At 65.6% G+C, this 12,270-nt stretch carries 11 protein-coding genes; 8 read left to right on the top strand and 3 right to left on the bottom strand.

Annotated elements, in window-relative coordinates; all coding sequences use genetic code 11:
• Positions 1 to 93 precede the first annotated feature (93 nt).
• Positions 94 to 1,365, top strand: coding sequence for an ROK family transcriptional regulator (locus C5L14_RS17890; RefSeq protein WP_105863419.1), 1,272 nt, complete (start codon positions 94 to 96; stop codon positions 1,363 to 1,365).
• Positions 1,366 to 1,372: 7 nt separating this feature from the next.
• Here C5L14_RS17890 and C5L14_RS17885 read toward each other — a convergent pair whose 3' ends face one another.
• Positions 1,373 to 2,146, bottom strand: coding sequence for an SDR family NAD(P)-dependent oxidoreductase (locus C5L14_RS17885; RefSeq protein WP_105863418.1), 774 nt, complete (start codon positions 2,144 to 2,146; stop codon positions 1,373 to 1,375).
• A 461-nt stretch (positions 2,147 to 2,607) separates the two neighbouring features.
• Between C5L14_RS17885 and C5L14_RS17880 the strand changes: the two genes are divergently transcribed.
• The 6 genes from C5L14_RS17880 to C5L14_RS17855 all read left to right on the top strand — a co-directional run bounded on the left by C5L14_RS17880 (position 2,608) and on the right by C5L14_RS17855 (position 9,295).
• Positions 2,608 to 3,423, top strand: coding sequence for a DeoR/GlpR family DNA-binding transcription regulator (locus C5L14_RS17880; RefSeq protein ID WP_181161223.1), 816 nt, complete (start codon positions 2,608 to 2,610; stop codon positions 3,421 to 3,423).
• Between the two features lie 19 nt (positions 3,424 to 3,442).
• Entirely contained in the window at positions 3,443 to 4,243 is an 801-nt protein-coding gene (locus C5L14_RS17875) for a BtpA/SgcQ family protein (RefSeq protein ID WP_105863416.1), read from the top strand.
• 120 nt (positions 4,244 to 4,363) lie between these two features.
• Entirely contained in the window at positions 4,364 to 5,863 is a 1,500-nt protein-coding gene (locus C5L14_RS17870; protein ID WP_105863415.1) for an FGGY-family carbohydrate kinase, read from the top strand.
• Positions 5,860 to 6,537 carry an HAD family hydrolase gene (locus C5L14_RS17865; RefSeq protein ID WP_105863414.1) on the top strand — a complete coding sequence of 226 codons (678 nt, stop codon included), beginning with the start codon at positions 5,860 to 5,862 and terminating at the stop codon, positions 6,535 to 6,537. The genes C5L14_RS17870 and C5L14_RS17865 overlap by 4 nt, the downstream gene beginning before the upstream one ends.
• A gap of 94 nt (positions 6,538 to 6,631) precedes the next feature.
• The gene (locus C5L14_RS17860) at positions 6,632 to 6,952 is read left to right on the top strand and encodes a hypothetical protein (protein ID WP_068293929.1); all 321 of its coding nucleotides are present in this window, start codon (positions 6,632 to 6,634) and stop codon (positions 6,950 to 6,952) included.
• Positions 6,953 to 7,030: 78 nt separating this feature from the next.
• Positions 7,031 to 9,295 carry a N,N-dimethylformamidase beta subunit family domain-containing protein gene (locus C5L14_RS17855; protein ID WP_105863413.1) on the top strand — a complete coding sequence of 755 codons (2,265 nt, stop codon included), beginning with the start codon at positions 7,031 to 7,033 and terminating at the stop codon, positions 9,293 to 9,295.
• Positions 9,296 to 9,400: 105 nt separating this feature from the next.
• Here the strand turns inward: C5L14_RS17855 and C5L14_RS17850 are convergent, their stop codons facing one another.
• Positions 9,401 to 10,315 (bottom strand): hypothetical protein, encoded by a 915-nt coding sequence (locus tag C5L14_RS17850; RefSeq protein WP_105863412.1) that lies wholly within the window; start codon positions 10,313 to 10,315, stop codon positions 9,401 to 9,403.
• 83 nt (positions 10,316 to 10,398) lie between these two features.
• Entirely contained in the window at positions 10,399 to 10,938 is a 540-nt protein-coding gene (locus C5L14_RS17845) for a DUF2569 domain-containing protein (protein ID WP_105863411.1), read from the bottom strand.
• 203 nt (positions 10,939 to 11,141) lie between these two features.
• Between C5L14_RS17845 and C5L14_RS17840 the strand changes: the two genes are divergently transcribed.
• Positions 11,142 to 12,185, top strand: a complete 1,044-nt coding sequence (locus C5L14_RS17840) for a LacI family DNA-binding transcriptional regulator (RefSeq protein WP_105863410.1) — start codon at positions 11,142 to 11,144, stop codon at positions 12,183 to 12,185.
• Positions 12,186 to 12,270 lie beyond the last annotated feature (85 nt).

The raw sequence follows: 12,270 nt of genomic DNA, 5'->3' as shown, positions 1-12,270 counted from the left end.
GACATTCCGACGCGCCGGTTCTAAGAATGGGCAAGCGATTCTCTTCCGCGGCGACCGTGCGTGCCGTGGCTTTTCAGTCCGGGACGGGTAGTCATGGCGTCCGATGATAGGTTTTCGTCCGATGGCGAACGCGGCGGCCTCGCCGCGCTGAACGATCTTTTCGACGACACGCCGCGCCTCGAAGCCCGCCGGCAGGGCCTGATTTCCTCGACCTCCATCGGGCTGGCCAATCGCGGCCGCGTGCTGCAGGTCCTGTTCGATCTCGGCCCGACCAGCCGCGCGGAACTCGCCCGGCATGTCGGCGTGAACCGCGCCACCATCACCGGCATCATCCAGCCCTTGATCGACCAGGGCATCCTGGTGGAGGGCGAGCCGCTGCCCTCGAAGGAGGGAGGCGGCAAGCCGGCGCGGCCGGTCTGGTTCGCCGAGGATGCCGCGCCGATCTGCGCGGTCCTGCTCATGCATGACGGCGTGCATTGCTGCCTGGTCTCGCTGGACGGCACCATAACCGCGGAGGTCCGGGCGGCCTTCCCCGACGGGGCCGCGACGGTGGAGCCCCTGATCGACATTCTGTTCGGCTGTGTGGGACAGGTCCTCGATCTCGCCCATCGTCCGCCCCTCGGCATCGGCGTGGCGGCCGGCGGCATGATCGACACCGACAGCGGCACGATCGTCGCGGTCAATCTGGCGCCGCTGCTCGACGGCTTCCCGCTCGGCCCCGCTTTGGCGCGCCGCTTCGGCCTGCCCGTGCGGGTCGACCACCATCCCCGGGCCTTGCTGGTCGGCGACCGCTGGTTCGGTATCGGGCGCGGCAAGCGCAATTTCGCGGTCATCTATACCGGGGACGTGCTGGGAGGCGCCATTTTCCTGGACGGCCATCTCTATCGCGGGCCGGCCGGCGCGGGCGGGGAACTCGGCCATACCTTCGTGCAGGTGGACGGGGCGGCCTGCCGCTGCGGGCGCAGGGGCTGCTGGGAGACGATCGCCACCCTGGGCTGGCTGCGCCGCGAGGCCCGGCAACGTCATCTTTCTTCGGCCGAAATCATGGATTCGCGCAGCCTCGCCGTGCTGGCGGCCGAGGAGGGGAGCGCGGCGGCCGGCCTCCTCGATCTCTATGCCCGCAACATCGCGATCGGAATCGCCAATCTGCAGCAGACCATGGCGCCGAATTTCTTCGTGCTGCATGGCGATGTCGCCGGCGCGGGGACGGCCCTGCTGGAGGCGATCGCCGCTCATGTGCGCGACCTCGTACCCTGGCGTCCTGGCAACGATATCCAACTCGTCATGGGGGACCTCGAAGACCGGGCGGCGCTCAAGGGAGCCGCCGGCCTGATTCTTTCTGAGTTGCTGCATTTCGCGCTGTGACGGCGGATCAGCCCATATAGACGCCGCCGGTGACGTTCACGGCCTGGCCGGTCATGAAGCCTGCGCCCTCCGAGGCGAGAAAGGCGACGAGAGGGGCGATATCTTCGGGCGTCTCGATGCGTCCGAGCGGAGTCTGCGCGATATAATCGGCGGTCACGGCCTCCGGCGTGATGCCGCGCAGCTTGGCTTCCCATTCGATCTCGCGCTCCTGCATCGAGGTACGAACGAAGCCCGGGCAGACGCAGTTGACGCGGATGCCGTGCGGCGCCATCTCGCGGGCGATCGCCTGGGTCCAGCCGACCACGGCGAATTTGCTGGCCGAGTAGTGCGCCAGGAGCGGGGCGCCGACCTTGCCGGCCAGCGAGGCGGTATTGACGATCACACCCTTGCGGCCCGCTGCGAGGAAATGGCGGACGGCGGCCTGGTTGGTCAGGAAGACGCCGCGGATGTTGACGTCGAAATTGAAGTCCCATTCCTCGTCGGTGAGATCGACCACCTTGTTCATGGTCGAGACGCCGGCATTGCCGATCAAGAGGTCGTAGCCGCCCCAGTCCTGAACGATCGCGGCAAAGGCCGCCTCGACGGAGTTGCGCTTGCGGACGTCGATGGCGATGCCGCAATGGTCGCCGCCCAGGCTCGCCGCCAGTTCCGAGGCTCGCTTGTCATCGAGGTCGGCCACGGCGATCCTAACGCCCAGGCCGGCCAGGTGGCGGGCGATGGTTGCGCCGATGCCGGAGGCGCCCCCGGTTACGATTGCCCGTTTTCCGGCCAGATCCTGCATCGATATGTTCCCGCTTGTGAATGATTTTCTAACATATTGAAACACAATCGAGCATGATCACACAAGCGTAAATCTGAGGGCGACGGCATCGGGTTCGGCGCGGGTGACCGCCAGGCCGGGTCCCGCCGAAAGCTACGCCCTGGGCTTGCGATGATCCGGCTGCAGCAGATCGATCGGCAGGAAAAACCTCCCTTTGTGGATAAGATTTGGCCTTGCCTGCCGGCAAGCGCCGCGGCGCGCAACCTCCGTCTCCGCTCCGGGCTTTGCCCGGCACGGCGCACCGTTTCATGCCATAAAATTCCGGTATTGCGCTCAAATGGTGCTTGCTACCTGATCGAAGATGTTACATCTTGTGATCGAATATGTTCGATTTCGTCATAGTGCATGCTGCCTTTGTGGGCGCTACAAGGGCAATCTGAATGCAGCTGAACATGGCGAAGAGAATGCAGATGACGCCCGTGATGACGAATGCTTCCCGGATCCCGGCAACGGCGCGGCGCGACAGGCTGATCCAGATGATCGGCCAGCGTCGCTACATCAATGTATCCGATGCGGCGGCGGAGCTTCAGGTTTCGGAAATGACGATCAGGCGCGATCTCGACCGCCTCGCCGAAAGCGGGCTGATCAGTCGGGACCATGGCGGGGCGACCGCGCGGGCGCCCGAGACGGCCTTCGACGCCGAGGAACCGGCTTTCGAGGTGCGTGGCCGGCGGCAGGCCGAGGCGAAGGAGAAGATCGCACGGGCGGCGGCTCGCCTGGTGCAGCCCGGGCATACCATCGGCATCGATACCGGCAGCACCACGCATCGTTTTGCCCGCGAACTGCTCGACCGCCCCGGGCTCCGGCTGTTCTGCAGCAATCTGCGCACGGCGGGGCTGCTGGCCGGCGGCAAGAGCCCGGTCTATGCCCTCGGCGGGCTGATCCGCCCCCATGAGTTTTCCGTATGCGGGCCGATGGCGAGTTCGCAACTCTCGACCCTGTGGCTCGACGCCGTCTTCCTGGGGGTCTCGGGCATCACCGCCCAGGCCATTTTCGACTACACGCTCGAAGATGCCGAGATCAAGCGTGCCTTCATGGAGCGCTCGCGCCAAGTGGTGGTGCTGTGCGATTCCTCGAAGTTCGACCACCGCTCCCTCGTGCAGGTCGGCCCCTACGGGCAGATCCACGTCCTCGTCACCGATGCCGCCCTGCCCGAACACCTGGCCGAGCCCCTGGACCGGGCCGGCGTCCAGGTCATCGTCGCCGGGCATGAGGGGCCGGCCTTCTCAGAACCTTAAGTTTCGATAGGAGTTATCGATGGTTTTCGACTTCCTCGGGCCCCGCCGCAAGGCTGTGATCGCGATGGTGCATATCGGCGCGCTGCCCGGCGCCCCGCTCTTCGACGCGAAGGGCGGCGTGAACAAGCTCATCGACGATGCCGCAAAGGATATCGAGAACCTGCAGGACAACGGCGTGCATGCGGTGATGTTCGGCAATGAGAACGACCGCCCCTATCGTTTCAAGGCTCCGATCGAATCCCTGGCGGCGATGACGGCGATCGTCACCGCGCTCAAGCCGCTGCTCAAGGTGCCTTTCGGCGTGAACTATCTGTGGGATCCTGCCGCCTCGGTGGCGATCGCGGGGGCGACCGGCGCTTCCTTCGCCCGCGAAATCTTCACCGGCCTGTTCGCCTCCGACATGGGGCTGTGGCAGCCCAGCGCGGCCGATGCCCACAAGCTGCGCCGCGAGGTCGGCCGTCCGGACCTCAAGCTGCTCTACAACATCAATGCCGAATTCGCGTCCTCGCTGGACAACCGGCCGATCGAGTTGCGCGCCCGCAGCGCCGTTTTCTCGTCCCTGGCCGACGCCATCCTGGTCTCCGGCCCGCTCACCGGCCAGCCGGCCGCCGCGGCGGACCTGAAGAAGGTGGCGGAGACGGTCAAGGATGTGCCCGTCTTCGCCAATACCGGCGTCAATATCGACAATGTCGCCGACGTGCTGTCGGTGGCTTCCGGCGTGATCATCGGCACTCATTTCAAGGTCGACGGCAACACCTGGAATGCCGTCGATCCGGCGCGGGTGAAGCGCTTCATGGACAAGGTCGCGCCGCTGGCGTGAGGGGGGTGCCGAATCGGGAGGGCGGGTCTTCAGACCCGCCTGCTAACGCAGTGCCTGTCACAGAGCCGGGTCTGAAGACCCGCCCCCCAACCTGCGAACATGCGTATTTTGGAACTTTCCATGCCCTGCGTCCTCGGACTCGACATCGGCACGACCTCCACCATCGGCATCCTGATCCGGCTGCCGGGTGAGGTGCTCGGCCTCACCTCCCGCCCCGTGACGCTGCGCTCGCCCCATGCCGGCTGGGCGGAGGAGGATCCGAACCAGTGGTGGGAGAATGCCTGCGCCATCACCCGTGAACTGATCGCCACGAGCGGCATCGCGCCCGGTGAGATCGCGGCCGTCGGTGTTACCGGCATGCTTCCGGCCGTGGTGCTGCTGGATGGTGACGGCAATCTGATCCGCCCCAGCATCCAGCAGAGCGACGGGCGCTGCGGGGAGGAGGTGGCCGAACTGGCTGCCGAGATCGCGGAGGACGCCTTCCTGGCCCGGGCCGGCAACGGCATCAACCAGCAATTGGTGACGGCCAAGCTGCGCTGGCTCGAAAAGCACGAGCCGGAGGGCTTTGCGCGCATCGCCACCGTGTTCGGCTCCTATGACTACATCAATTGGCGCCTGACCGGAGTGAGGGCGGTCGAGCAGAACTGGGCGCTCGAGGCCGGCTTCACCGATCTTGCCAGCCATGACATCGCCGATGATCTGGTGGCGCTCGCCCATATTCCGCGCAGCGCCGTGCCGCCGCGCCGGCTGTCCCACCAGATTCTCGGCTCCGTCACGGCGGAAGCGGCCGCGGCCACCGGCCTCGATGCCGGAACGCCTGTCGTGGGCGGGGCGGCCGACCATATCGCCTCGGCCCTGTGTGCGGGTGTGGTGGCGCCCGGTGATGTCCTCCTGAAATTCGGCGGCTCGGCGGATGTGCTGATCGCCTCCGACAAGGTGGCGCCGGATCCGCGCATGTATCTCGACTACCATCTGGTGCCGGGGCTCTACGTGCCCAATGGCTGCATGTCGACCGGCGGTTCGGGGCTCAACTGGTTTGCCGCGACCTTCGCGGGCGGCGAGCGCGAGGCGGCCATCCGGGAGGGCCTCAGCCTGCACCAGCATCTCGACCGGCTCGCCGCCGACATACCGGCGGGGGCCGAGGGCGTGCACGTCCTGCCCTATTTTCTCGGCGAGAAGACGCCGATCCACGACCCCGTCATCCGGGGGTCCTTCTCGGGCCTCAGCCTGGCGACCGGGCTTGCCCATCTCTGGCGCGCCTTGCTCGAAGCCTATGCCTACGCTATCCGCCATCACGTCGAGACCCTGAATGACATGGGGCACGCCACCACCAATTACCTGGTTTCGGATGGCGGTTCGAACAGCGCGGTCTGGATGCAGATCGTCGCCGACGTGCTGCAGGTTCCCTTGCAGCGTCTCAACGGCCATCCCGGTTCCTGCCTCGGCGCAGCCTGGACGGCGGCCATTGGGGCGGGACTTGCCTCGGAATGGCCCGAAGTCTCGCGTTTCATCAGCCTGCGCGATCGGATTGAGCCGAATGCGCAGAACAAGGCAGTCTATGAAGCGGGATACCGGGCCTTCCGCGGGCTCTATCGCCGGCTTCGTGAGGAGGACGTATGAGAATCGAGGCCATCGCCTGGGACATCGACGGCACGCTGGTGGACAGCGAGCCGCTGCACCAGGAGGCACTCAATGCCATCAGCCGCGATCTCGGCATCGACATGTCGGACCTGCATGACGATCGTTTCCGCGGCATTCACATGGGTGATGTCTGGCGTATGCTGGAAAGCCGCATGCCCGCCGGCGTGACGGAAGAAAGCTGGGGCAAGGCGATCGTCGACTATTACATTGCCCGCGCCCACACGTTGCGACCGCTGCCTGGCGTGCTCGATCTCGTGCGCCGCTTCGCGGACGCCGGCATCCGGCAGGCCTGCGTCTCCAACTCCAGCCGTCCTGTGGTCGATGCCAACCTTGCCGGGCTCGGCATCCTGCCCTTCATCGCCTTCTCGATCAGTCTCGACGATGTCGCCAAGGGCAAGCCCGATCCCGAGCCCTATGCCACGGCCTGCCGCAGGCTTGGCGTTTTGCCGGCTCATGTTCTCGGAGTCGAGGACAGTCATACGGGGTTTGCCTCGGCCAAGGCCGCGGGCCTGCTGACCGCCTTCCACGGCGCCGGCGGCAAGGCGCCCGCAGGCGCCGATATCGTCTTCGCCGATATGCGCGATCTCGGGGCCTTCGTGCTCGCGCCAGTCGCCCCCGCCGTTCCATCCGGAGCAGAGCGCGTTCAGGCGTGAACGCTCATTTGCTCTCCCTCTTTGGTCTGACGCGTCTTTGCGATGGCGTGCTTCAATCAAATCGCAAAACGCTCATGCCCGTGAAGGCTGTGCCATGGTCTACAAGATCGATCCCCAGGCGGACCGTCAGTATATCGAGGAATTCCGCCGCTGCCCGATCGGGCGCCACAGCCCCGGTCTGCAGCGCGTGCTGCACATCATGCGCCAGGATCCCAGCGGCAACCAGGTGATCCTGTTCTGCCGCAAGCCCTTCGAAGAATGGGTGCTCGCCACCATGCCGCCCGACCGGCGCGATCCGATCGTCTATGAGGACGAGCCCGTCTTCACCAGCCGCGAGGAGGCGGAATGGGAGATCTTCCGCCGGCGCTGGCGCCTGCTGACCGGTGAGAGCATCAACCTGCCTTTCCGGGACTGAGGCGAGAGAGCCTTCACCCACAAGGGGAGAAGGCCTTTCCGCCCTGCCACGATAACAATTCCATCCGAGAGCCACCCCATGCTGAAAATCACCGGCTATCCCGATCGCTATTCGGTTGCTCCCGGCGAGACCATCGCCTTCAAGATCTCGCTCGAGGAAGGGGATGGCTTCGACGCCCGGCTGGTGCGGGTGCGGCATGGCGACTGCAATCCCGAAGGACCGGGCCTGAAATTTCCGCATGTGCCGACCGCTATCGACGGCCGCCACGCCGGCCGTCCCCAGCGCATCGATGCGGGCTCCTACATGCAGGCGACCAGCATGCCCGCGCTTGGCGCCCAGCCCTTCACCTTCTTCGCCATGCTGTGGCCGACCTTGCCGTCCCGCGGGCCGCAGACCATCGCGGCGCAATGGGACCCGGCCACGCAGCGCGGCTTTCGCATCCAGATGCTGGAAGGCGGACGCCTCGCCGTCATCGTGGGCGACGGCCCGGGCCGGCTGGCCGAATTTGCCCTGCGCGACGGCATGCTGGTGCGCCAATGGTATGCGATCGCAGTGGCGATCGATCCCGCCGGCGGCCGCGTCATGCTCTCTCAGCGCCCGGTGAAGCCCTATGCCCATGTCTTCGATACGGGATTCGAGGAAACCAGCCTGGCGCTGTCGCTGCCCTCGGTCGAGGCACCCTTCATGCTGGCGGGCTGCCAGCAGGCGGACGGCACGGTGACCGAGCATTTCGATGGCAAGATCGACGGACCCGCCCTGCTCGCCGGCTTCCACGCCCCCGAGGAGCATCAGGCGCTGCTGCTGACGCCGCGGCCGGCCGCCCTGCAGGCCAAAATCATCGCGCAGTGGGATTTTTCGCGGGAGATCGGCTCGACCCGGGCCATCGATATCGGTCCTTCGCATCATCATGGCGAGCTCTTCCATCTGCCGACCCGCGGCATGAAGGGCTGGAACTGGACCGGCGAGGCGCATGACTTCAACCTGAAGCCCGAGCATTACGGCGCCATCCATTTCCACCACGACGATCTCTACGACGCGGGCTGGGAAACTTCCGTCAGCCTCGTCATTCCCGAGGAGCTGAAGAGCGGCCCCTATGCGCTGCACGTCACCTGCGGCGACAGCGACGAGACGGTGACGCGCGAGAACTACATCGCCTTCTTCGTGCGCCCGCCGCGCCGGCGGCTCAAGGGCTCACGCCCCAAGCTCGCCATGCTGGCGCCCACGGCCTCCTACATGGCCTATGCCAATCATGGCGAGCACATCACCGCGCGCGGCGCCGAGCTCGCCATGAACCGGCTGCTCACCTTCGGCCATTCCGATGTCTATCTCTACGAGCATCCCGAACTCGGCGGCTCGCTCTATGACTGCCATGCGGACGGTTCGGGCGTGCATTATTCGAGCCGCCTGCGGCCGGTGCTCAATTTCTCGCCGCGCTATCATTCCTGGCTCGGCGGCCACGGTTCGGCGCTCTACCAGTACAATGCCGACACCCATCTCTATGACTGGCTCGATTTCCGCGACGTCGACTATGACGTCATCACCGACGAAGATTTGCACGAGGACGGCTACGAGCTGCTGCGCGACTACCAGGTGGTGATCACCGGGACCCATCCCGAATATCATTCCACCCGGATGTGGGACGCGATGAAGGCATGGATCGATCGCGGCGGACGGCTGATGTATATGGGCGGCAATGGCTGGTACTGGCGCATCGCCTATCACCAGAGCCTGCCGGGCGTGATCGAATTGCGCCGGGCCGAGGACGGCATCCGCACCTGGATTGCCGAGCCCGGCGAGTATTACCAGTCCTTCAACGGCGAATATGGCGGCCTCTGGCGCCGCATCGGCCGGGCGCCCAACGTGATCTGCGGCGTCGGCTTCATCGCCCAGGGCTTCGACGTCTCCAGCCCCTATCGCCGCGCCCCCGACGCCGACAATCCTCGCGCCGCCTTCATCTTCGAGGGCGTGCCGGACGAGATCATCGGCGATTTCGGCCTGATCGGCGGCGGGGCGGCCGGCATCGAACTCGATTGCCTGGCCACGGATCTGGGCTCGCCGCCCAACATGCTGCGCCTGGCCTCTTCGGTCGACCATTCGCCGATGATGCTGCTTGTCAATGAGGAGTTCGGCGTGGTGCCGCCCAATATCGGCGGCGACGTCAATCCGCGCGTGCATGCCGATCTCGCCTTCGGCGAGACGCCGTCGGGCGGCGCGCTGTTCGCGACCTCCTCGATCGCCTGGTGCGGCTCGCTCAGCCACAACAATTACGACAACAACGTCTCCCGGATCACCTGGAACGTGCTGAAGCGCTTCCTGGAGGACGAGCCCTTCCCGGTGGCGTGAGAGGCACCTGAATTATCGGGCAGAAAGAGGCGCGTCCTGCCTTTCCCACGAAGTGGGGAAGGCTGCTCGCGCGTGTTCCGGCATGGTCGAGGAGGTCGGCCCGCACTACTTTCCGTAAGTGAGATTGATCCATCCGTCGGGGAACAGCTCGCCGGGCGTGGCGCCCCCGATCATGATGCGGAAGACGTCGTCGACACCCACCGGCTGGGGCAGCTTGATCGACAGATAGAAGGGCTTGGTCGCCTTGGGAAAATCCGTGAGCGCGGCGATGGTGTCCTCGACCTGCGCCGGGGGCATGTTGGTGAGGCTCAAAGTGATGCGCAGCCAGGCCGCGGCCTGGTCCTTGATCTGCTTCAGGCGGGCTGCAGGGTCGGCCGAGCCCCGAAGCAAGGTATAGCCGACGGGCAGGAGAAGCAGGCGCTGGATCTCGCCTTCCTCGTCCTGCAGGCTGAATTCGAGGGATTTCAGCGCTGTCCGCGTAACGATCGTCTTCGATTGGCTCTCAGACGCCGTGGGGTCGAAACGGGCGATCTCGGCGGAAGCGCTGAGCGCCCCATGCCGCGTGTTGAAGGTGAAGGCGGTAAGCTTCAGCGTCTTGCTCGTCGTGTCCAGCTCATAGTCGATGGAGAAGGCGAGCGGGTCGCGCGAGAGCTGCAGCATGTAGTCCTCGGCGGCATCGCCCGAACCACCGGAGAGACGCATCCCCGTTGCCGTCAGGCGGAGCGCCAGCGGCAGCCTGCCGCCGTCCGCGGGATCGGGCTCGATCAAATCGACATCGACGGTGTCGATGGTGAACGATGTTGGCTTGGCCTCCGAACGCAGATTGCCGAAAAGGCAGCCCTTCGTTCCCTTGGCGTCGACCTTCTCGGCCGTGAGGCTGAGGGAGTGAGCCTTGGAGAAGGCGGCCAGCAGGTCGCGGCAGCCCTGCTCGGTACCCGGCGCGGCAGTCTGGGCCAAGGCGGGCGTCGCCAAGAGCAGCCATGCGGCCAGCAGGCCTGGCCGGAACGATCGGTGCGTCATCGTCATCGTCTCCTCGGGTCCCGCGGTGCGTGCCGGCAACGCTTCCGGAAAAAACGCTCCCGGCAGGGGCTATCGTTCCCATCTCACGAGAATATCTCACCGAGCTGTCTATCGGCCTCCTCCCGTGACCGGAACGTGTTCGCCACCCGCCGGGAACGCCGGAAATAGACGATCCAGATCAGGCAGATGGCGGCGATGAAGGGCAGGACCCAATAGTCCTGCGAACTCGCCTGCTGGAGCATGTCCTCCACCGTCCGATAGAGAAAGAAATCCAGGAAGCCGAGCACGAGTTCCACCGCATAGTAGATGATCATCCATCTCGGCGCCCGGGGCGAGCGTTTCAGCATCAGACAGAGGCAATAGCCGGCAAGAGCGACCCTGACGACTGATGTGAAGGTGTAGGCGAGAAGCGGCAGCCGGGCAGCCTCGAAGCGCCCGTCCTCCGCGCCGCCGACAAAGGCGCCGAGCAGGTTCCAGCCGGTCAGCACGGAATGGATTTCATAGGCTGAATAGAACGGATTGATGACGACATCCAGCAAGGGGAGGATGAGCCAGCCGCCGATGCCGACAGGCCCGGCGAGCGGGTGTGGTGAATCCAGCCTGTCTTGGCCCGCGATGCTCATCGGTCGTCACCATCGCCTCTTCCGTAACGTCCCTGGTCCATAGCATCCACGCCGGGCTCGCCCAAGTGACTTGGGTTACCCCTGTGTCCAAGTGACCCCACGCACCGCCTTCCTCGGCATTGGAATATCCGCTGTTCGACTCACAGCTTGACATTTTCCAAAACGTTTTGGATTCTCTTCAAAACGTTTTGAAGAGAAAATAAGTGAGTGAAACGTCGCGGGCAATCGGGCTCAAGGAGCTCGCCAGGGTGCTCGGCCTGTCGGTGCCGACGGTCTCGCGTGCGCTCGGCGGCTATTCCGACGTTTCCCAGAAGACGCGGGAGCGCGTGGCCCAGGCCGCGCGGGAGCATGGCTATGTCGCCAGCCGCGCCGGGCGCATGTTGGTCTCCGGGCGCTCCAATGCCATCGGCATGATGCTGCCGCAGCCGGCGGGACAGATCACCGATGCCTTCGTCGGTGAGTTCCTGCTCGGTCTTGCCGACAGCCTTGCCGAATTGGGACGCGATCTCTTCCTGGCCGCCAGTTCCCAAAGCCGCGACGAGCTGCAGGTCTTGCGCCACATGGTGGACGGCTCGCAGGCCGACGGCATCGTCATCAATCGCCTCACCGTCGACGATGCCCGGGCGCGCATGTTGATAGCGCGGCGCATTCCCTTCGTTGCCCATGGCCGGCTGATCGATGCTCCCGGCCCCTATTCCTGGCTCGACACCGATGGTGAGAAGGCGCTGGACGGGCTGGCGCGTCAGCTGGCTTCCCTCGGACACCGGCGCTTCGCCCTGGTCATGCCCGATGTGGCCTACACCTTCGCCCATTTCCGCAGCCGCGGCCTGGAGCGGGCCTTGGACCAGCTCGGCCTGCCGCTGCACCCCGAACACGTCGTCAAGGTGGCTCCCAACGACCATGAGGGCGCCCATGCCAGGGCGCGGGCGCTGCTGTCGCTCGAGCCCCGGCCGACGGCGGTGATCGCGTTGACCGATCAGCTTGCCTTCGCCGTGCTCGACGTCGCCCGCGAACTCGGCCTCGGAGTGCCCGGCGACGTCTCGGTCGTCGGTTTCGACAATGTGCCGATGGCAGCCTACGCCAATCCCCCGCTCACCACCTTCGACCAGAACATCCGGGAGAGCGGTCGCATTGCCGGCGACATGGTGGTCGCGCGGATAGAGCAGGGCGAAGCCGGCATCAGGACCCTGCTGCTGGAACCGAAGCTGGAGCTTCGAGCCAGCCATGGGTCCGCGCCCGGCGATTGAACGATTGCGATTTCCAAGGCCCACAGCGGCCGCACCAGGAGGCAAGCGCATGCATAAGGGGGAGGCGAGGATGGCGGCACGGAGG

The organism is Labrys okinawensis (genome assembly GCF_002982075.1).
Taxonomy (GTDB): domain Bacteria; phylum Pseudomonadota; class Alphaproteobacteria; order Rhizobiales; family Labraceae; genus Labrys; species Labrys okinawensis_A.
Note: the sequence above shows the minus strand (reverse complement) of the source record. Positions and strands in the feature narration are given on the sequence as shown.